Genomic DNA, 23133 nt, shown 5'->3' with positions numbered 1-23133 from the left:
AATGCTGTTTATTATGAAACGCATCCTCATATTATTTGTACTGGCCGGTTCCATGCTGAGTGCCTGTAACAAGTTCCTCGAAACAAAACCGGAAGACTTTGTAACACCGGATAATTATTATAACACAGAAGCAGACCTGGACAGGGCCCTGAATGGTGTATACAACAGGTTGGTAGACAATTTCGGGCGAATGTATTCCCGCGGTCTGTTTAGCTTCCTTTCCATCAGCGATGAATTCTTCTATAAGAACATTACCATCACCAACCTCAAAGTAATGGACTTTGATGCAGGTCAGCTGGATGTGGGTAAACTCTGGGAAGTAGCCTACCAGGGTATTGACAGGGCCAACATCTTACTGGAGAATGTAGACAAGCCAAAGATGGATGAAACAAGAAGGAAAGCCATTAAAGGAGAAGCATTGTTCCTCCGGGCTTATTTCTACTTCGTACTCGTAGATAACTTTGGAGGTGTTCCCTTAAAACTGAAATCTACCAATAACCCGCTGGAAAAATATCTCCCCCGTGCTTCTGTAGCAGATGTGTATGCTTCCATCGTGAATGACATGAAAGGGGCAGACACCCTGGTAAGCGATATCAGCAGTTACAACTACAATGAAAGAGTAACTAAAACTGCGGTAGAAGCTGTACTGGCAAGAGTGTACCTCACCATGGCGGGCGAACCTTTGAAAGATGTGGCCAGATATAACGATGCCCTGATCTATGCAGACAAAGTGATCAATTCAGGCAAACATAATCTCAATCCTGATTACAGCCGCATCTTCATCAATCACTCTGAAAACAAATATGACCTGCAGGAGTGCATCTGGGAAATAGGCATGTATGGGAACCAGTTGGGCAATACACAACTGGCCGGAGCCGTAGGTATAGAAAATGGTGTAGAATGTACAGATGATAAAATAGGGTATTCCACCGGGCCTTTGAAGATAACTGCCCGCATGTTCAATCTCTATGCAGCTACTGACCTCAGAAGGGATTGGGCAATAGCTCCCTATAAATATGTAACGAACACTACTACAGGTGTTACTACTAAAACGCCTTACACGGCTGTACAGATCTATGACCGCACCGTTGGTAAATGGCGCAGGGAATATGAAACAGTAACACCAAAGAACAGGAACTACAACTCTACCAATTTCCCGGTGATCCGTTATTCAGATGTGTTGCTGATGAAAGCAGAAGCAGAAACGCAGGTGAGTGGAGCCCCCACGGCAGCAGCTTACGATGCTGTCAACAAAGTACGCCGGAGAGGTTATGGCAAACCCATCAACACCCCTGATGCCACAGTGGACGCGCCAGCCGGCTTAGATAAGGCAGATTTCCTTACATACCTGCAGGACGAACGTGCCAGGGAATTAGCGTTTGAAGGTTTACGCAAACACGACCTGATCCGCTGGGGACTTTATCTTTCAAAAATGCAATCACTGGCGGTGGATATCTCCACCAACGCACCCTCAGGATTCAGATACGGCGCTAACGCAGCCAAGAACATTACTGCCAGGAACTTAGTATTCCCTATTCCCAACACAGAGATCACCGTTAATCACCTGGTCACTCAAAATCCAAACTGGTAACAACATGCGTAAGATCATATATAGCCTTATCTCAATTGGCGTCTTCGCCGCCTGTGCAAAAGAAAAAGTAAGTGCACCCAACTTTGAAGTATCCACATCCTCGCTTACCTATAAAGCAGGGGATTCTGTGAAATTCAGGATCAGCGGAAACCCTGATAACCTGATGTTCTATTCCGGCGAACAGGGACATAAATACGAATTCCGGAAACGGGATAGTGCAGACAATGATCTGCAGATAGAATTTAAAAGCCTGGTGCAGTTTGGGCTCATCTATCAGAACCTGCAAGTGCTGGTATCCAACGACTTCAACGGCAAAGCAGATACACCTTCTGTAAAAGCCGCCACCTGGACGGACATTAGCAGCAAAGCAACATTCTCTACAGGTAAAGACAGCGTTTCATCCGGCATTATCAGCCTGAAGCCTTATGTTAATGCACAAAAACCCTCTTCGCTGATCTATGTAGCATTCAGGTATACAGATTACAAAAAAGCACAAGGGCAGAACAGATGGGTGATCCGTACCTTCAGCGCCAATAACATTGCGCCGGATGGAACAGTAACACCTATGGCTGTAATGTCCACCGGAGGCTGGCAGCAGGTGAATTTCAAAAACACCGCTTTTGTATGGAGCCTCTCCGCTGCCCAATTGCTTATGCCAAGCAGTACCGCTACTGCAGATGATAATGAAGACTGGGCCATCAGCAAAGGATTTGATCCTACCTATATTAAACAGGATGTAGGCACAGCACTGAAGAACATCAGCACGGTTTTACCAGAATATGGGTATGTATTTACACAACCCGGCACCTATAAAGTTGTATTTGAAGGATCCTCCGTACGTTATAATGGCGAACAAAGGACAACGAGAGAAGTGACATTAACTATTACGCCATGAATGCAGTGATTGATACATCTGTTATTGTAGTATTTTCCATCTTTATCATGCTGGTCGGTTTCTCGTTTTCGAGGACCGGCCGCAATCTAAAATCTTTCTTTGCCGCAGGAGAAGCCGTGCCCTGGTTCATCGGGGGTTTATCTTTATTCATGAGCTTCTTCTCCGCCGGCACTTTTGTAGCCTGGGGTTCCATTGCTTATAAATATGGCTGGGTAGCCATCACCATTCAATGGACCATGTGTATCGGCGGATTGGTAACAGGTTTATACCTGGCCCCTAAATGGAAAGCCACCGGCAACCTCACTGCCGCTGAATTTATCCGGGAACGTTTGGGAGAAGCGGTACAAAAAAGTTACATCTACATTTTCATGATCGTATCACTGCTGATCAAAGGATCAGTATTATACTCTGTTGCAAGGCTCGTCAGTTCATCCCTTGGATTTCCACTGATGCCCAGTACAGTGGTATTGGGATTATTCATGATTGCCTATACTGCTGTTGGTGGATTATGGGCAGTGATGGTAACGGACATCCTGCAGTTTGTGATCCTCACAGCCGCCATCCTCATTATCATTCCCTTAGCATTTGATGCAGCAGGTGGTGTGGAACATTTTATTAAATTCTCTCCTCAGGGCTTTTTTGATGTAGTGAATGGCGAATACACCTGGGGATTTATCCTCGCATTTGCTTTATACCACATCTTCTATATCGGTGGTAACTGGACCTTTGTGCAACGTTACACCAGTGTGGATACACCAAAGTCGGCTTCCAAAGTGGCATACCTTTTTGCCGGTCTTTATATTATCAGCCCGGTGTTGTGGATGTTGCCCCCGATGGTATACAAAGCCATTAATCCCGGTTTACAGGGCCTGGATACAGAGAATGCTTACCTGATGATCTGCCAGCATGTATTGCCCGCAGGGCTGATGGGGCTGATCTTAACAGGAATGTATTTCTCTACTTCCGCATCTGCTAATACCGCTTTGAATGTGGTATCTGCCGTATTTACGAATGATATCTACAAGGGTTCCATCAACCCGAAAGCTTCTGATAAAAAGCTGATGAGCGTAGCCCGGATCTCCTCCTGGTTCTTTGGATTGGGTATGATCGTGGTGGCTTTGATAGTTCCCTACATCGGAGGGATCGTTGAATTTACGTTGAGCATTGGCGCCATTACTGGCGGGCCTTTACTGGCTCCGCCGCTTTGGGCTTTATTCTCCAAACGCCTCACCGGAAAGGTAACATTATATGTAACCGGTATCAGCCTGGCTGCCAACCTGGTATTTAAAATAATGCTGCCTTTCCTTGCAGATTATAAACTAAGCCGCGCGAATGAAATGCTGCTGGGTGTTGGCCTGCCATTCCTTATACTGGCCCTGTATGAGATCTATGCTTACTACAAAGGTCAGAACGCCAGTGCAGAATACCTTCATCTGAAAGCTTTGAAAGCGCAGCGTAAAGCGGCGCCGGTAGAAGTAAGTGCAGAAGAAGCTTTTGAAATAAGGAAGCAGAATAAGTTCGGGTTGAAAGTGATTGCTTTCTCCCTTTGTTTCATTGCAATACTGCTCTATATCCTGTGCTTCTTCTCTGCAGGAAGCGCATCGCTGGTTGCCGGTATTGCCACTGTTATACTCTTAACTTCCCTGATCCCTTTAAGGGCAGCGGGAAAAGTGAAATTATGATGAGATGTTTGTTCTTTGCAGGTATGTTGATGGGAGCCTCCGCTTCGGCCCAGGTGTCCCTGAAAAGTAATGCCCTGCAATTACAATGGACGAAAAATACAGAGGGCTGGAAAATTAACCAGCTCTCCGTTAAAAATAAAAACACCTGGGTAGCATTACCAGCCCCGAGTGGTGAATACACTTTGCTGTATACGGAAAAGCTGCCGGATTCTACATTCAACAACAGCTTCCCGGAACAGCAATACCATTACATCATTCCCCTCTGGAAAGCATTGATACAACCTGTACCCATGAACACTGCAGGGCAGGCTGTACATTTCTATCCCTCAGATGCTGCAAGGTCCGGTAACAGCATTGTTTTCAATAATCATTCCCGGCAGGCAGACATCACAGCCGCATGGTATATAGATCCCCAATACCCATCAGACATACGGGTAAAGATCACCCTAACGGCCAAACAAACCGGTTACTTTTCACTGGCTACGCCTACCGTAGCCACTATCATGGAAAAAGAACTGGCCTGGGCCGGCATTCCCGGGTACTTCCAAAGCAATGCACTGGAACATGACTTCATCAAAGCGAATGTTTATATGCAGGGCATCCCGGATAAACCAGTGATCGTAAGGGAAAGAACAGCGGCTACACTCTCCCCCTTCATCTCTGCAAAGAATAATGTCACCCTCGCCGTGATCCCCGATCCCGGTACAGGAAGGGATCCCTGGGAGAAAGATACCAAAACACAATCCACCTGGCAGTTAGGACTTTCTTTAATGAACAGGAAAGCCCTGCTCACGCCTACCGCCTATCATCCCGTATTGGGAGAGAAAGGTTCCCTGATGCAAAAAGGCGATACCGTTTCTTTCTCCTTCAGATATACTATTCAATATGCTGACTGGTACACCGTTTATAAACATGCCGTAAACGATGTGTATCGTTTTGCTGATTTCCTTGCACTGAAAAAAACATCCCAGTCACTCACCAGCCGGATCCTGTCCATGCACAAATACCTGGTGGATGCCAAAACCTCTCTTTGGAGAACAGAAGGGTACAAAGGCCTCACCATTGGCGCACAAGCTTACCTGGGTGGCGTATACGGCTCTGAGAAAGACGCCATGAAAAATTCCGATTACGGCGCCATGTGGATGCTGGCCAATATCACCAATGATCCCGCATTGAAAAAAGACCGCCTCCCCTATGCAAGGAATTTCAAGCTACAGCAACAGGACCTCAATGCAGGATTCTTCTACGGCGCCGCCGCCGGACAATATTACCTGTCTAAAAGCAAACGGTTCACAGAAGAATGGGGGCCTTATATAGAACCCATCGGAACTACCTACTACATATTGATGGACGCGGGGAATGTATTGTTATTCCAGCCTAAGGACACCGCATTAAAACACACTTTACAACTCGCAGCAGACAAGTTATTAGGATGGATGAACAGCAACGGGCAATGGCAGGTAGCATATGATCATGCTACGCAGGCCCCGATGTTCAAAGAAGTGGAAGACCTCCGTCCTACTTTCTACGGCCTGCTCATAGCATACAAAATACTCCGCAACAAAAAATACCTCGATGCTGCAAAAAAAGGCGCTGACTGGTATATAAAGAATGCCGTTGAAAAAGGTCATTTTCTTGGCGTTTGCGGCGACACCCGTTTTGTTCCCGATTTTGCCACAGCCCAAAGCGCACAGGCCTTGCTGGAACTTTACGACGTAACAAAAGAAAAGCAATACTTACAGGCAGCTATTCAAACCGCCCGTTTATACACGACTTCTATTTACACGCATCCCATTCCTACCACACAGGAAAAAATAGTGAATGGCGTGAAACGCCAGGATTGGGAGATCAGCCAGGCAGGTTTAAGTTTTGAACATGGCGGCACATTAGGTTCTGCGAATCATCGTGGCCCTATACTCTTAGCCAGTCATGCCGGCATGTTTGTAAGGATGTTCGCCATCACCCGCGACTCCCTTTTCCTGCAAATGGCCCGTGCTGCTGCATTAGGCAGAGATGCTTTTGTGGATAAAGAAACCAGCGTAGCTTCCTATTACTGGGATGTAATGAATAAAGGCGCAGGCCCCTATCCGCATCATGCCTGGTGGCAGATAGGATGGATCACGGATTACCTGCTGGCTGAAGCGGAAATGCGTTCCGGCGGGCAGGTAAAATTCCCGAGAGGTTTTATCACACCCAAAGTAGGCCCCCATCAATCCTACGGCTTTGCGCCCGGAAAAGTAAATGGCGTAACGGCGGAACTTTTACTGGAAGATGGTTTGCTTAAAACCACCAGTCCATATCTTGATTACTACTGCGCCATTAACCGGCAGCAAAAGAAATTATTCTTCATCCTGTTGAATAATGATGATGAGCAACTGGAAACAACTATTCAGATAAAAGACGCAACCACCCCTGTAAAAATCCCACCCTATGGAATAAAGGTGCTGGAAACAAAACATGAGTAAAAGATGAAACCTTATTACAAACACACCTTGCTCTTTATGGCATCCTGCTTAATAAGCGGAACAGCCCTCCATGCCCAGCAGAGCTATTTTATAGAAGCAGAGGATTTCAATTTCAAAGGAGGTTGGATGGCTGAAAAGCCCATAGGCGGTGTGAACATTTCCAACAACAACATCCTGCGCGTATTGGGCGGAAAGGTAAAAGCAGCAGATGCAATTGCCGTGATCCGTGTAAAAACAGCAGGTAATTATACCGTATGGGTACGCTCCATAGATTATCCTGCCAATAATCCCGGCACCCGTTTATTCCGCGTAGCCGTGAATGAACAGGCCATGGAGGAATCAGGTAAACACGGAAAGGATAGTTATTACTGGGAAAAAGCCGGCGCCGCCAAAATGGATACCGGCGAAAATGTGATCCGTTTGCAGGATTCAAGAGGGAACTTTGGCAGATGTGATGCGGTGCTGCTGACAACCGAATCTTTCAATCCAAACGAACAGCCATTAGCCCGCCTGCAAAAGTTCAAAACAGAACAGGTAGCCGTGAAAGCTACCCCCGCAAACCTTCCCGTTACCATCAGTCCCGCAAAGATCAGGAGCGATGCTCCTGTACTGGCTGCCATCAGCAATGAGTACATGCGTTTGCAATTTTTCAAAGCAGACAATGAACGGATCGCATCCCGCACAGATCTGAAACAATATGGGAAATGGAATAGCATCGACGCAGGCAATGAAGAGAACAGGATCCTGCTGATCAGTTCAGAGGCCCCGCAGATCGGCTTCGGTAATTTCTTCCCCTCCTGGAATGGTTCTATCGGTTTCAGCAGCTTCACCAGCAAAGGGAAATCCTACACTATCCTTGAACCGGATAACCTGAAGAATCCCTTCCTCGCGGGAAAGCTCACCGCATTCATTCCCTCTTCCGTAAAAAAGATCAATGATCATACGCTGGAAGTAAGTTATCGTGCAGAAGATGGTCAAACCATGCAGGGCACCTGGCAACTAGCGGCACATCATCTTACCCTCACGCTGCAATACACAGCCAAACAAACTGCGTATTACAGCCTGGCTGTTGCCGCTTTCCAGGGAGTATCCAGAGATAAAGTAACACAGATCCAGCTTCCGCCCATGTTCCAATACCAGCGTATTCCGGAACAGCCGGTAATGCTGCCTTCGGCTCTCATGCCACAACCATTGGCCATGATGGAAATGAAAAGTGAACAGGGGATCCTTACCACCTTTATCACCCGCGCCGCTGCTGATTATCCATTGGACTGGGGCGTATCCAACCGTTCGAAGATCGGTTTCAGTATTAAGAACGAACGGAACGAAGTGCAGCCTGTTGCCCTCTCTCCTATGCTGGGATTGGACGATTCAAAAATAGCAGCGGCTCAAACAGTGAAACGCACTTTCATCATCGGCGCCGTAACAGCCAATTGGAATGATGCACTGGAATATATCTCCGACAGTATCTTTAGAGTAAAGGATTACCGTGGCCAGGCTAATACTTCCCTCACTAATGCCGCTTTCAATATCATCGACCTGATCAAAAACGACAATGCTGCCGGTTGGGATGCCACACTGAAAGGATTCTACGATATAGAAGCAGAACCGAAAGGAGCCCCTACTGTAGTACAATCCTCTCCGCTGGCAGTGATCTCTGCTGCTATACTTGGCAGGGATGAAGACCTCTACATCAAACGCGCACTACCTGCTATTGAATATACTTTATCCCGCAGCGGTTTCAGATCAACCAAAAAAACAACGCTGAGCCCTTATAACTCGCAGTTCACCACCGCTTACTACGAAGGGTTGGATCAGTTACTAAACAACGCTAACCCCTGGTTGAAAAAAATTGCGCTGCCGGATAACAAGATCAGGCCTGCCAAAGGGTATTCCGTGATAGTACCCGATTTCTCACAGGACCTCGCGGCGTATCGTTTAACCAAAGACAATAAATGGTTGCAATCTGCCAAAGAAAAAGCTGCCGCTTTCCTCCGGGATGAAGTATACGGCACCAAAACTGTTCCGCTGAGCAAACAGCCTTTTTACAACACTTCCTTTTATGCTAACTGGTGGGACCTTACAGACCTTTACGATGTTACCCGGGATACCACCTTCTTAAACGCAGCAGCTGTGGCAGCCTTTCAGACCCTGATCGGCGTACGCACGTATCCTGCCGTGGAAGATCAGTTACAGACCATCCATCCCGGAAATGAATATGAAGGGAACACCACGATGTGGTGGAAAGGAGGAGAAAAATACCGGCTTGGTTTCCCCCGGCAGCCAAACGATGCCCCGGAGAAAAAAGTACCGCAGGCCCTCGTATCTCCTGTTGGCCTTGGATTTGAACAACCTTATACTTTCTTCAACCCGGGTACGCTTGTACGCCATGTATACATGAGCAGCTGGGCACCACATCTCTTACGTTTGTTCGATCTCGACAAACGAAAAATATTTGAGACCTACGCCCGTAATGCTGTAATAGGAAGATTTGCAAACTACCCCGGCTATTACGCCACGGGTTTTACAGACATTCCCATGCAACCGGACTTCCCCTATAAAGGGCCCGATGTAAGTTCTATCTATTACCATCATATTCCGCCACACCTGGCCTTCACGCTGGACTTCCTGATCACGGAAGCTATGCAGCGTTCCAACGGAAAAGTACATTTCCCTTATGGCAAACAGGATGGTTTTGTATGGTTCAACAACAGGATCTTCGGCGGTGGAAAAGGTAGTATCCTGGACGATAAAACAGTCAGCCTCTGGATGAAGAAAGACCTGGTACAGGTAGATAGACCAGAAGTGAATTATATCACCGGTATTTCTGACGACCGCTTCTGGATCCTACTAATGAATGAAGCGCACCAGGAATTATCCTGCAAAATAGACCTCAGCAAAGAAGTTCCTGTAAAAGATCATACCAATGCCACTTATTACGCACAGCCTGATGCTGCGCGTGCCATAGCAAAAATGGAGGGAAGGGCACTGCATGTAAAACTGCATGCGACCGGTTTTACAGCGCTTTCCTTCCCGCTGGCAGCTAAACAGGCTGCACAAAAAGCAATGCCGCTAAAAGAGGGTATGCAGGTATATGATCTGGGAGTACCGCTGGGAAAATTCTATGCTTTCAGGATCAGGTCTCCCTTTGGATGGGACTCAGTATATGGCTTCCTGGAAAATATTCCTGCAGCCGGCACTGTAGTAACCGTATTGATCAACAACCTGGAAGAAATTAAGAACACCACGCCTTACGAATGGAGCCATCACCCACTTACGCCAAAAGAGAAAGTGGAAATAAAGGTGCATGTAAAAACACCGGATGGAAGTGTAAAGGAAGGCGTGCTCAATTTATAAACGGAAGCCGCAACAGTTGATGGGAATGTTCCCGCAATTTGGGAATGTTCCCACCTGATTTAAGCAAACGGATCGTAAGCGTAGAACAGGCAGGGTCTTAAATTTGAAAACACTTTATGAAGAACGGAGTTTATTCATTATCACTTCTCTTTTTCAGTCTCATTGGAACGGGCACACAGGCACAGATACGCTTGTCTGCAGACAAACAGCGCATTGAAGTAAAAAATTATTCATTCACCCCCACTTTCACGATCTTATACAATGCCGTTGACCCTGCCATGGCATTAAAACCTGCCGGTATAAAGAAAGTAGAATACAATGTACTTACCTGGAAAGTTACAGACAGTACCAAAGCAGACTTTCAGCAAAAGAAGATCAATGTATCAATGGCCGGAGATGGTTTTGACGACAAGATCCTGCGCAGCAAAAGCGAATGGCGCACTGCCAATATCTTTCACGCAGGCCAGTCAACAACCATTACAGCAAACCAACTGGAACAAAAAGGCGACACACTTTTCTTTCACTTCCCGGCTAATGCAAACTTTGAGCTGAAAGCATACCTGCTGATCAATATTAAACCCTTCCCCGTTTTACGCTATACCTTTTCGCCACTGAAAGCTGGTTACTACAGCATTGGCTATACCGGTGCGCCCTCTTTTTCTCCTGAAAAAGCTGCTGCTATCTGGCAACCGCTTATCTGGCAGGAAAAAAGGATTCCCGATGCGGCATATCTCACACCGGCTTTCATGGCTACCTTACCCACAACCATGGTATACGATGGCAAAAACACCATCGGCGTAATGGCATCGCCGGAACATATTCCTTTCCAGCCTTTACCCATGCTGCCTAACAGCCAGTTCGGCATATCGCTGGTGAATGAAGCAAAAGCCCTGCAACCCAGTGTATATGCCCCTATTCCTGGTGGTTACTTATCATCCATGAAACAGGGAGATCAATTCTCCTTCTCTTTACAACTGGTAGTAACACCACAACCCATTAACCATGCCTACCAGCAAATAGCACAGAGCATCTTTGGTTTTAAAGATTACCGCCGGAACGACATTGCCTCTCTGAACACAGCGCTGGACAATATGGTGGCTTATGCCATGACAGATTATGCATGGTTTATAGACAGCCTGAAAGGATGCGCTTATTCTACAGATGTACCCGGCGCAGTAAAGAACGTTTCCAGCCTCAATCCCCTGGAACTGGCATTAGTAAGGGATGATAAAACGATGTTTGAGCAACGCGCTTATCCCCTAATGGAATTCATGTTGTCAAGAGAGAAATTCCTTTTCAGTTTAGACAGTACGCAAAAGGTCCAAAGCCCCTCCCGCAAATTGAAAGGCCCTGTTGCCCCCTTATCTGAATTAACGGCCCTCTACAATGTATTCGGCAGAGAAAATACTTTCTACCTGCTGATGATGCAAAAGGAATTTAAGAACGATCGTATACGCAACCTGGATGTAAAAGAAAAAGGCGATAACTGGATCAATGCCATGCATCTCTACAAAGCCACCGGCGATAAGGATTACCTGCAAACAGCTGTAACGAAAGCGAACCAGTACCTGAAGCAAAGAGCCCATCAGCCACAAACATCTTTTAACGATCCTTTCTCCGGCAGCTTTTTCTTCTGGCCTGCGTTCACAGACAGGTGGATAGAATTATCCCAGTTATACGAACTCACCAACGATACTGCTTATTTAAACGCCGCCGTGGAAGGTGCACGCAACTATACCATGTTCACATGGATGGTACCTGCCATACCGGATAGCATGATCACCGTGAATAAAGGAGGCAAAGCGCCCATGTACTGGTACCTCAAATCGAAAGGCCACCAGCAGATGTATTACCCGGAAGAACAAGCCCCCGCATGGCGGCTTTCGGAAATAGGATTAACACCTGAATCTTCTGGTACTTCCACAGGGCACCGTGCCATTTTCATGGCCAACTATGCCCCCTGTATGTTACGCCTCGGTTATTATGCAAAAGATACTTTCCTGGTCAATGTAGCTAAAGCAGCTGTAATCGGCAGGTACCGGAATTTTCCCGGATACCACATCAATACAGAAAGAACAACTGCATACGAGAAAGTAGATTTTCCGCTGCATAAACATAAAGAGCAAAGTGTAAATTCTTTCCATTACAACCACATCCTCCCGATGGCCTCTATGTTACTGGATTACCTGGTAACAGATGTATTCGTACGCAGTAAAGGAAAGATCAGTTTCCCGGCAGAATACATTGAAGGATATGCCTATCTGCAAAGCAAGATGTATGGCGTAAAGAAAGGAACGTTCAATGAAGAGAAAGACGTACAACTGTGGATGCCCTCCCATCTCCTGCAAATAGACAATACAGAATTGAACTATATCGCCGGCAGAACAAACAATAAATTATTACTCGCATTCACCAATCAATCCAATCAGCCGGTTACTGCCAAAGTAACCATCAACAAAGATCTGGTGAATGTGCAAAAGAACACTTTCTCCATTACTGTTCCTGCGAATGGTATCAATACCATCGTTATTCCGGATACACCAGTGCCCAATACCTTCCAGCAAAAGATCTTAGCGGTTACGAACGACAAAAGCAAAGACTACGCTAAGCTGGAAACGGGCCATGCCCAGGCCATGTTATTCAAACTCGGCAGTTACGATAAACGGTTATACATCTACCTGGAAGATGATGATACGAAATGGAGCAAAGTGAGCCTGCACTATAACAACACAACCGTAGATGACACAACATATCCGTTTGAATTCACGGTACCGGTAAAAGAAGCAGTAACGTTCTATTTGTCGTTATACGATAAAGAAGGACAGGTGCAGAAAAGCGAAAAAGTAACATTAGGTAATAAATAAGCAAACCCTTTTTAACTAAATAGAATGATACAGTCTGAAGCAACCGATAAGCGGTCCTTCCCCGGAAAAAAGATCAATGTTGACCTGGTGATCATAGGTGGCGGGCTTTCTGGTGTTTGTGGTGCCATTACAGCCGCAAGGCAGGGATTAAAAGTTGTGCTCGTGCAGGACAGGCCCGTGCTTGGAGGAAACTCCAGCAGCGAAGTAAGGTTATGGATCCTGGGTGCCACCTCACACATGGGTAACAATAACCGCTGGGCAAGAGAAGGAGGTATTGTGGATGAACTGCTGGTAGAAAACACCTGGCGCAATCCGGAAGGCAACCCGGTGATCTTTGACACTGTGTTACTGGATAAAGTGACCCGCGAACAGAACATCACCCTGTTACTGAACACCACCGTGTATGAAGTTGATAAAAAAGATGCCAACACCATCAGCTCTGTAAAAGCATTTTGCAGTCAGAACCAGACAGAATACGTGTTATCTGCTCCCCTGTTCTGTGATGCCTCCGGCGATGGCATCGTAGGGTTCCTATCGGGTGCCGCTTTCCGTATGGGTGCTGAAACCACGGAAGAATTTGGAGAGAAGTTTGCGCCTACTAAAGAATATGGAGAACTGTTAGGTCATAGCCTGTATTTCTATAGTAAGGACACGGGCAAACCTGTCAACTACGTTCCCCCTGCATTTGCATTAACGGATATTACGCAGATCCCAAAGTTCAAATCTTTTAATGCCAGGGAATTTGGCTGCAAGCTCTGGTGGATTGAATACGGTGGCAGGCTGGATACCGTACATGATACAGAGAACATCAAATGGGAATTATGGAAGGTAGTGTACGGCGTGTGGAACTACATTAAAAACTCCGGTAACTTCCCTGAAGCGGAAAACCTCACCTTAGAATGGGTGGGCATGATCCCCGGGAAAAGAGAAAGCCGTCGTTTTGAAGGCGATTACATGATGCATCAGCAGGATGTGGTGGAACAACGTGTACATGAAGATGCTGTAGCCTTCGGCGGATGGTCTATCGATCTGCATCCCGCGGATGGCGTGTTCAGTGAGAAACCAGGCTGTAATCAATGGCATAGTAAAGGTATTTACCAGATCCCTTACCGCTGCCTCTACAGTAAAAACATTACCAACCTGTTCCTGGGTGGCCGTATCATCAGTGCTTCCCACGTAGCTTTTGGCTCTACCCGTGTAATGGCTACTGCAGCATATGTTACACAAGCCGTTGCTGTTGCCGCAGCGCTTTGCAAAGAGCTGAACATTTTACCGGCAGATGTTTTCACTAAAGGGCATATTAATGCTTTACAACAACGCCTCTTAAAAACCGGGCAATATATTCCAGGTTTGCAGTTTGCAGATAAAGAAGACCTTGTACAATCAGCCAGCATTAGAGCTTCCAGCGAACTGGTATTTAGCAAATTCCCCGGCACACCTGTCCGTAAACCACTGACCATCTCTTCTGCACAAATGTTGCCCCTGCAAAAAGGAAAGATCGCTCCTTTCGTTTTTCATGTGGACGCAAATGAAGCAACGGAGTTAACTGTAGAGCTGCGTGTGAGTAGCAAAACAGGTAATCATACGCCGGATGTAACAGTGGCTTCAAAAACTTTAACCGTACAGCCTGGCAGGAATTGTATGCAGCTGCACTTTGATGCAGTGATGGAAGATAATGCCTATGCGTTCATTACCTTCCTTAAAAATCCGCTGGTTGAATTACACTTCTCCGAAAAGAGGGTATCCGGTATCCTTTCTGTTTTCAATACCATCAACAAAGCAGTATCTAACTATGGTAAACAAACGCCGCCGGAAGATATCGGTATGGATGCGTTTGAATTCTGGTGTCCGCAACGCAGGCCGGAAGGGCATAATATCGATCTGCAATACCCGGAGGGCCTGAAAGTGTTCCAGGCAACCAATATCCGCAATGGAGTGGACAGGCCTACTACGCAGCCCAATGCCTGGGTAGCAGACTGGAATGATCCACAGCCTCAGTTAACGATTAGTTGGAACGAAGCAAAGACCATCAGCGAAATAGACCTCTTCTTTGATACGGATTATGATCATCCGATGGAATCTGTGCTGATGTCTCACCCTGAGAGCGCGATGCCTTTCTGTGTACAGAAGTATAAGATCAAAGATGAAGCGGGGAATGTGTTGGCAGAGCAAACGAATAATTATCAGACTTATAACAAGGTGAAGCTGGCGCAGCCTGTTACTACAGGGAAGTTGGTGATTGAAGTGGAACATCCTTCTCAAAATGTGCCTGCTGCTGTTTTTGCCGTGCGATGTTATTAAGTGTTTATTGGGTAAAAGTACAAAGGGTCCTGATTCAACATCAGGACCCTTTTTTTATGCTTTAATGACAGTTACTTTTTATCGTCGTCTTCAGATTCTTCATTATCTTCTTCGTCATTCAATCTATCATCTGCGCCTTCGATCTCTGCTTCTTCGTCATCTTCTTTTTCTTCATCTTCCTCGTCGGACTCATCGTCATCGTCATCTTCGTCTTCCTCATCATCCTCTTCCTCGTCTTCTTCATCCTCCTCGTCGTCGTCCTCATCATCATCTTCTTCGTCATCACCTTCTTCATCTTCTTCCTCGTCCTCATCTTCGTCTTCCTCTTCGTCTTCATTGTCCTCGTCCTCTTCTTCCTCATCTTCGTCTTCACTTTCATCATCATCAGTCTCTTCCTCAGATTCAACCTCTTCACCTTCATCCTCATTCGAAGATGCCTCCATCGCAGGAGTATTCTCATTATCTTCTTCTTCAGTTTCCACTTCTTCACTTTCTTCTGCTTCAATCCCTTCCTCTTCCTCTGTCTCCACTTCTCCCTCTATCACCGAAGATCTATCCAACTCCTCAGAAACCTCCCCGGTAAAATCATCTTCCATCATCACAGTGGTGGTCTCCGTCAACTCCCCATTCTCCAGAACAATTAATTGCCCGTTTTCATCCAGCAGTTCTTCTTCATCCACTGTCAATTCCTCGGCACCGCCTTCAATTGTCAATTGCGTAGGCGCCACAAAATCTTCTTCGAACAGTTCCTTCAGCTGCGGCAGGTCCTTCGGGGAATTCAGCCCGAAATAATCCATGAACGCTTTGGATGTAGAGTATAACAGTGGTTTTCCGGGTAAATCCTCACTACGCCCAGAGATAACGATCAGTTCTTTCTCCAGCAATTTAGTGATGGAATAATCCGTACTTACCCCGCGGATATGTTCAATTTCCCCTTTGGAGATGGGTTGTTTATAAGCAATAATAGCAAGTGTTTCCAAAGCGGCCGTAGATAAGCGTTTGAGGAATTTCTCCCCGTTCAGCTGCGCTACCGTCTGGTAATAATCCTTCTTTGTCAGGAACTGAAACCCACCACCACTCTCCCGTACACAGAATGCATAGAATTCAGAGTTGTATTTCTCCTGGATGGCCTCAATAGCCCCATCTACCTGCTCCTGCGTGGCACGGTCTTCCAGGAACGCCAGGGCATTGTTAAGCAGCTCCAGGATGTCTGCGGCCGGTAAAGGCCTGTCTGCGGCAAAGATCAATGCTTCTACATGCGGAATGAGCTGAGAAATTTCCATGGCTGTATAATTGAAACAAAAATGTCAAAGGCCGAAAATAAGACCTTTGACATTTTTTCAGAAATATAAATATTGTGCTGTTGATTACTTGTGTATAAGATCAACCCATCAAAGCTGCGGCACCACTCACAATCTCTGTCAGCTCTGTGGTAATGGCCGCCTGGCGGGCACGGTTGTATTCGATCTTCAGGCTGCGTAAGAGTTCGCCTGCATTTTCAGTGGCTTTATCCATGGCCGTCATCCGGGCGCCATGTTCAGAAGCGTGACCATCCAGTACCGCTTTAAAGAACTGGGTGTTCAGGATCTTTGGCATCAACTCAGCGATCAGCGTATCTTTCTCAGGTTCAAAGATATAATCCGCTTTCTGGGTACTGGTGCCTTCTGTTGTTTCCACTTTGGCGATAGGCAGGAACTGCTCTATTTTGAACCGCTGGGTAGCGGCATTCTTGAATTCGCTGTAAATAATGTCCACCGCATCGTACTCTCCGCTGATGAAACCTTCCATCGCCACGGCCGCAGCTGCTTTCACATTCTCAAAAGTGAGATGCGAAAATAATTGCCAGTACTTATCATTCACTTTATAGCCATTCTTGGTAAAATGCTCCCAGGCCTTTTTACCGATCGGCAGGATCTCTACCTGGCCCTTGGCATATTGGGCGGCATATTTCTCACGGATAGCCTGTTTGGTCAGCTTAATAACATTGGAGTTGTAAGCCCCGCACAATCCCCTGTCTGATGTAATAGCCACCAGCAGTACTTTTTCTACCTGGCGGTTAGCCGCCAGTGCCAGATCAATATCCCCTTCAGAACTGCTCACAATGTTCTGGAGCATTTCCTGCAGCTTTACGGCATAAGGACGCATTTGAACAATGGCATCCTGCGCACGGCGCAACTTGGCAGCACTCACCATTTTCATGGCTTTAGTGATCTGCTGGGTAGACTGGATGGATTTAATACGGTTACGAACTTCTTTAAGCTGTCCAGACATATATTTTAAAAGATTTATATAGGAGAACAATATCCCCCCATTTTCGGCTGCAAAGGTAAGTAATGAGGGTATAAATCAGAAATTCCGCCGGAGATATTTCTCCTGATTCTGGTCAGTATTTTAAGGTGTAAATAATAAGATTTCTATTATCTTGGTGCCGGAAATCATGCAAAGAGCGCTTATACCAATGAATTTTAGATGAACATTCACCGGTACTGACACTTTTTTGACAGGAACAGCAGGAAAATAAGATTCTTGCATTCGATTGCAAATATTGTTGGGAATTTTCTATCTTGGCTGCTGTCCAGGGCTCTTATGCCTTTGGAGCCACGTTTCGGGTACCGTGAGCAAACCGGTCAATTTAAATAACTAAAAGCGGCAATGCAAAGGCCCGGATTGCATTTCGGCAGCTTTTCTGATACAAACAAAAAATTCCATGAAAAAGTATATCCTGTTAGGTTGCGGATTACTATGGATGTCAGCCTCTTTCGCGCAGAATGGCAAATGGCAGAACCTCTTTAACGGCAAAGACCTGAAAGGCTGGAAGCAGCTGAATGGCAAAGCTACGTACGAAGTTAAGAACGGAGAGATCATCGGCACCACCGTGATCGCTGAACCAAATTCATTCCTGGCAACAGAAAAGAATTATGGTGATTTTATTTTTGAAGTGGAATATAAACTGGATAAGGATTTTAATTCCGGGATCCAGTTTCGCAGTCAAAGTAAATCAGACTATCAGAATGGCCGGGTTTTTGGATACCAGATGGAAGTAGATCCTTCTGAACGCCGCTGGAGTGGTGGCGTGTATGAAGAAGGCCGCCGCGGCTGGTTATATCCCCTGGATCTGAACCCGGTTGCACAAAAAGCCTATAAAGCAAATACCTGGAATAAATACCGTATCGAATGCCGCGGTCCTGAAATACGCACCTTTATTAATGGTGTTCCTGCCGCACATGTAATCGATCCGGAATTACCTTCGGGTTTCATTGCCTTACAGGTCCATGGCATCGGCAAAAAACAGGAAGATGTAGGTAAAACGATCCGCTGGAAGAACATCCGCATTATCGAAAATCCTGCAGCATCTCAATATTCTCCATATGACGACGTTTATGTGGTGAATAATATTCCAAACACACTGTCCGAACAGGAGAAACGCCAGGGCATCCGCTTACTGTGGGACGGTTCTACCACCAAAGGTTGGAGAGGCGCACACAAACCTGCCTTCCCTGCTAAAGGATGGGAGATCAAAGATGGCGTACTGAGTGTTGCTCCTTCCGACGGAAAAGAATCTACCAATGGTGGAGACATTGTAACGGATGAAGAGTTTGCGGCTTTTGACCTGGAATTTGATTTCCAGCTCACCGAAGGTGCCAACAGCGGCGTGAAGTATTTTGTAACAGAATCAGAGAACAACACCGGCTCTGCCATCGGCCTGGAATTCCAGGTACTGGACGACGATAAACATCCGGATGCTAAACTGGGCGCCGCAGGTAATCGTAAATTAGGATCTTTGTACGACCTGATCCCGGCTTATAAATTCGGCAATTCTCACAAAAAGATTGGCGAATGGAATCACGGCCGCGTAGTGGTTTATCCTGATAATCGCGTGGAACACTGGCTGAATGGCCATAAAGTAGTAAGTTACGTTAGAGGGGACAACATTTTCAAAGCACTGGTTGCCCGTAGCAAATTTGAGAAAATCCCGAACTTCGGTTTGGCACCCAAAGGACATATTCTCCTGCAAGATCATGGCAATGCTGTGAACTATCGCAGTGTTAAGATAAAGATTCTGAAATAGTCAGCGACTATTTCATTGTTCACTGTTTTTCAACCGACATCCCGACTCTTCGGGATGTCCTATTTTACAGCAAACCCAGATGCTGCAAAATAATATCGTGAACATCAGTGGCAATCACCCCTGTTTTAGTGGGCTGTGTACTGATCAGTACCGGGTGATCTTTTGCATCCGCTGTTATCCTTCCATGCGAGCCTTTGATCAGCGTAGCATCCAGCGGGATCACATTCATCAGGTAACGGAAACCTAATTTCTTCTTTAATACTTTCCCGATCACTTTCATCTTTACAAAAGGATCAGCAGGGTTCAGGAACATTTCTACGGGATCGTATCCCGGCTTACGGTGTATATCTACAATACGGGCAAAATCAGGCGCTTTTGCATCATCCTGCCAGTAATAATAAGTGAACCAGCTTTTAGCATCGGCCACCAGCACAAATTCCCCGCTACGTTCATGATGCAGATGATGTTTGCGTTTTCCCTCCCTGTCCAGTACCAGCTCAACGCCCGGTACATTTTCTACCAGTTCCCGTACTTTTTTATAACAGGAAGGATCGTTCACATATACGTGTGCTATCTGATGATCTGCCACCACAAAGGCTTTGGACGCTCCTGCATCCAGCAGTTCCAGTCCTCTTTCCTCGCGGATAGCCAGCAAACCATGTTCCCTGAAAAGACGGTTCAGATGAATAGGATGGTCCACATCCGTAATACCGTATTCTGATAAAAGGACGATCTCGCAGCCTTTGCTTTCATAATAGGTTACCAGCTGCTGACATACTTTATCAATGGCCTGTAGTTCAGGCGCAATCTTCGTGTAGTTATGTCCGTATTTCTGTAAACAATAATCAAGATGTGGTAAATAGATCAGTGTAAGGTTTGGATCATGCCATTTATCCGTAAGCATGGAAGCATCTGCGATCCATTGCGTAGAACGGATATCCGCACCAGGGCCCCAGAACTGGAAAAGCGGGAATTGCCCCAGCTCCTTTTGCAGCTCATCCCGCAGGGAAGAAGGGTGTGCATAACAATCCGGCATCTTACGGCCATCTGATAAATATTGCGGACGGGGTGTAACGGAGAAGTCGGCACTGGAATACATATTGTACCACCAGAACATTTTAGAACAGGTAAAACCGGGATGTAATTGCCTTGCACGCTCCCAGACCTTCTCCCCATGTACCAGTTTATTGGATTGTTTCCAAAATTTTATTTCAGCATCTGTCCTATCGTACCAGCCATTCCCTACAATTCCATGCTCACTGGGCCATACGCCGGTTACATAAGTAGATTGTACAGCAGTGGTCACTGCCGGCAGCATAGGTTGGATAGAAGTATGATGATATTTTTTTGCAAACGCCGCCAGAAAGGGCGTATGCGCTCCGATTAGGGAAGAAGACAATCCAACTACATCAATAACCACCGTTTTTTTCATAACAATATTCTCCGGTTCAGGATAATTCTAACTGTTGTAAGACCCACTTCATTTCTCTTGCAATAGACGTGCCCATTTCCTGCTTTAAGCCAGCCGGCAATACTTCCCAGGTATAGGTCTCCACTTCCAGGTGAAAACTGAAAGGTTTCGTTATCTGCCGTGCTAAAACACGACTGATATCATCACGCGTGGAAGTTAACACGCCAAAGTCCTGCACAAATACCGGCACATGATAATGTGCGCGCCATTCCTCTACTTCAGGATTCGCTGCATCTGCCAGTGCCTGCGGCATATCCGGGTAATGGATCTTTTTATTATCCGTGGTACGGGCAATTACCTGGTGTAAATAGACAGGTTCATTAAATTCTGAGAACGCAGCAATGGTAGCCTGCCGGCCTCCGTCTTTTCCTAAGATGCCTTTCAAAGCCGCGCTGATCTGTACCTTACCGGTTTTCAATCCGAAATAATGCAAACGCTCCAATACCACCAGCGGATCTTCATAAGACACGGCAAAGTGGCAAACATCATAGCATAACTGCACATGTTGTTTGATCGCCGCAATCGCTTCTTCTTCCGTCATGCCAAACTTATCGCTGAACATGATCACACCGGCAGGTAACAAATGCTGGAAATACCAATCAATATATTCTTTTGAATTTTCCAGCATGCCATCTGGTTCCGGCTCTACATCCAGGTGCATCAAAGGCCCGCCGCCATGATGTGTTTTAATGAGTTGTTCTACCACCAGCAACATGTTCAGCGTAGCGCTTTCCATTACCGACTGATGTTCTTCCTGGCAACGCAGCCAGTATTTATAAGATAAAGGAGAAGTAGAAATACCGCCTTCCATTCCTGCAGGCAGTAATGCTGCCAGGATACGGAATAACCGGATGGTATAAGCTACACGTTCTGCGGTTGTCCAATCCGGCGTATGCACCTGGTCTTTTACCACTTCATGATGAAAGCCGCCGTAAGGGAAGCCGTTCATCGTAAATACGTAACAGTCTTCCGCTTTCAGCCATTCCTGGAATTCTTTCAGCGTTGGTTCTTTGGACAGTTCAAGACTAGCGAGGTTACTCAGCCGAAGGCCTATTCCGAATGGAGCATTAGGAGACACCTTGGCTTTTACAGCAGGGATGTGCGTTTTTAATTGAGAAAAATGTTCTCCCCAGTTTTCACCTGCATGAATGTTTGTACAATACGTGAGGTGTCCGTATGGAGTTTGCATGATCTTATATATTTTCCGTCAAACTAAGATAAGGGATATCACCATTTATCGCGCAGCATATTTACCGCCTTGCGCAAAATCGCCAGGTCAATCGAATGCACTTCCTGTCCTTTGCCGATGGCACGAAGGAGCGAAATGGTCAATTGACCGCCAAGATGTTCTCTGAACTCTTCCAGCCCGGCAACAATAGCAGATTGATCATCTTCAATTTCCAGCAACGGATGGTATAAAGGAAGCCTCAGCTCTTTTAGTAATTTGATGATACGGTCCAGCGAATCCGCATCCAGCATTCCTGTTAACCAGGAATACACGCTATCCAGCGCAATGCCGATAGAAACAGCTTCACCATGGCGCAATTCAAAATCAGTGAGTTGCTCCAGTTTGTGCGCACTCCAGTGACCAAAATCCAAAGGACGGGAAGAACCACTTTCAAACGGATCACCTGCACCACCAATATGTGCCATATGTAATTCCGCACAACGGCGGATCAGGTATTGCAAACTTGCAGGATCTGCCTGCGTTAGTAAACCTGCATGGGATTCCATCCAGTCAAAGAACCCGGCATCTTTTATCAATGCTACTTTAACGGCCTCTACCATGCCTGAACGCCAATCCCTTTCGTCCAAAGTGGCAAGAAAAGTGGCATCATTAAATACGGCGGCAGGTGGTGCAAAAGTTCCAAGGAAGTTTTTCTTACCGTGATAATTGATCCCATTCTTCACACCTACACCGGAATCGTTCTGGGAAAGAACAGTAGTAGGGATACGGATATGTTTAACCCCGCGATGGCTCACGGCTGCAACATAACCCACCAGGTCCAGTACAGAACCTCCGCCAATACCTACTACATAGGAATGACGGTCTATAGCATGCTGGTCCAGTGTATTCACCAGCCAGTAAAATAATTGCAGATCGTTTTTAGAGGCTTCTCCACCAGGCACTACTATAATATCCTGGATCAGTTCAAAACCATCTATATTTTCAAAATAAGCGGTGATCTGATCCTGCAGGTAATCATGATGTTTGGTTACACCATCGTCTACAATAAATAATAACTTCTTCCGGATGCCTTTCTCTGCACGTGATTCCAGGAAGTTTGCAAAATCTGTATTTGCGGTATCAAAGATCTTTTCTGTGAAGAAGACCTTGTATTCAAACTGAACACTAAATGACTGCTGAATGTACGACATAGCTATTCTTTCCCTTCCTTTTCCTGGTAATATTTTTAACCATTAAATGTACAAAAAAG

The 23133-nt window shown here is 46.1% G+C and carries 13 protein-coding genes; 8 read left to right on the top strand and 5 right to left on the bottom strand.

Annotated elements, in window-relative coordinates:
• Positions 1–13 precede the first annotated feature (13 nt).
• From BUR42_RS25335 to BUR42_RS25305, 7 genes are all read left to right on the top strand, one after another.
• Positions 14–1591, top strand: coding sequence for a RagB/SusD family nutrient uptake outer membrane protein (locus tag BUR42_RS25335; protein WP_074243208.1), 1578 nt, complete (start codon positions 14–16; stop codon positions 1589–1591).
• Between the two features lie 4 nt (positions 1592–1595).
• A complete protein-coding gene (locus tag BUR42_RS25330; protein WP_074242349.1) occupies positions 1596–2486 on the top strand; it encodes a DUF5017 domain-containing protein in 891 nt (296 codons plus the stop codon).
• Positions 2483–4168 carry a sodium:solute symporter family protein gene (locus BUR42_RS25325; protein WP_074242348.1) on the top strand — a complete coding sequence of 562 codons (1686 nt, stop codon included), beginning with the start codon at positions 2483–2485 and terminating at the stop codon, positions 4166–4168. Before BUR42_RS25330 ends, BUR42_RS25325 begins: the two co-directional genes overlap by 4 nt.
• Positions 4165–6633 carry a glycerophosphoryl diester phosphodiesterase gene (locus BUR42_RS25320; RefSeq protein WP_200798360.1) on the top strand — a complete coding sequence of 823 codons (2469 nt, stop codon included), beginning with the start codon at positions 4165–4167 and terminating at the stop codon, positions 6631–6633. Before BUR42_RS25325 ends, BUR42_RS25320 begins: the two co-directional genes overlap by 4 nt.
• Positions 6634–6669: 36 nt before the next feature.
• Positions 6670–9990 (top strand): hypothetical protein, encoded by a 3321-nt coding sequence (locus BUR42_RS25315; protein WP_143197572.1) that lies wholly within the window; start codon positions 6670–6672, stop codon positions 9988–9990.
• A gap of 116 nt (positions 9991–10106) precedes the next feature.
• Complete coding sequence (locus BUR42_RS25310) at positions 10107–12854, top strand: hypothetical protein (protein WP_074242345.1); 2748 nt, start codon at positions 10107–10109, stop codon at positions 12852–12854.
• Positions 12855–12878: 24 nt separating this feature from the next.
• Positions 12879–15155, top strand: coding sequence for an FAD-dependent oxidoreductase (locus BUR42_RS25305; protein ID WP_074242344.1), 2277 nt, complete (start codon positions 12879–12881; stop codon positions 15153–15155).
• A gap of 71 nt (positions 15156–15226) precedes the next feature.
• Here the strand turns inward: BUR42_RS25305 and scpB are convergent, their stop codons facing one another.
• Both scpB and atpG read right to left on the bottom strand, forming a co-directional pair.
• Positions 15227–16438: an SMC-Scp complex subunit ScpB gene (scpB, locus tag BUR42_RS25300; RefSeq protein ID WP_074242343.1), complete on the bottom strand. Its 1212-nt coding sequence runs from the start codon at positions 16436–16438 to the stop codon at positions 15227–15229.
• A 100-nt stretch (positions 16439–16538) separates the two neighbouring features.
• The gene (gene atpG, locus BUR42_RS25295) at positions 16539–17426 is read right to left on the bottom strand and encodes an ATP synthase F1 subunit gamma (protein ID WP_074242342.1); all 888 of its coding nucleotides are present in this window, start codon (positions 17424–17426) and stop codon (positions 16539–16541) included.
• A gap of 436 nt (positions 17427–17862) precedes the next feature.
• On the opposite strand from atpG, the gene BUR42_RS25290 reads away from it, so the two are divergent.
• Positions 17863–19224 carry a 3-keto-disaccharide hydrolase gene (locus tag BUR42_RS25290; protein WP_074242341.1) on the top strand — a complete coding sequence of 454 codons (1362 nt, stop codon included), beginning with the start codon at positions 17863–17865 and terminating at the stop codon, positions 19222–19224.
• A 64-nt stretch (positions 19225–19288) separates the two neighbouring features.
• On the opposite strand, the gene BUR42_RS25285 is transcribed toward BUR42_RS25290, so the two are convergent.
• From BUR42_RS25285 to BUR42_RS25275, 3 genes are read right to left on the bottom strand one after another with little or no spacing between them, the layout of a single operon-like run.
• Positions 19289–20656, bottom strand: coding sequence for an alkaline phosphatase family protein (locus BUR42_RS25285; protein WP_074242340.1), 1368 nt, complete (start codon positions 20654–20656; stop codon positions 19289–19291).
• Positions 20657–20672: 16 nt separating this feature from the next.
• Positions 20673–21884 carry a metabolite traffic protein EboE gene (gene eboE / locus BUR42_RS25280; protein WP_074242339.1) on the bottom strand — a complete coding sequence of 404 codons (1212 nt, stop codon included), beginning with the start codon at positions 21882–21884 and terminating at the stop codon, positions 20673–20675.
• Positions 21885–21922: 38 nt separating this feature from the next.
• Complete coding sequence (locus tag BUR42_RS25275) at positions 21923–23074, bottom strand: 3-dehydroquinate synthase (RefSeq protein WP_074242338.1); 1152 nt, start codon at positions 23072–23074, stop codon at positions 21923–21925.
• Positions 23075–23133 lie beyond the last annotated feature (59 nt).

Origin of the sequence: Chitinophaga niabensis (assembly GCF_900129465.1) — a bacterium.
Taxonomy (GTDB): Bacteria; Bacteroidota; Bacteroidia; order Chitinophagales; family Chitinophagaceae; genus Chitinophaga; species Chitinophaga niabensis.
This window is presented reverse-complemented; position numbering and strand designations above follow the sequence as displayed.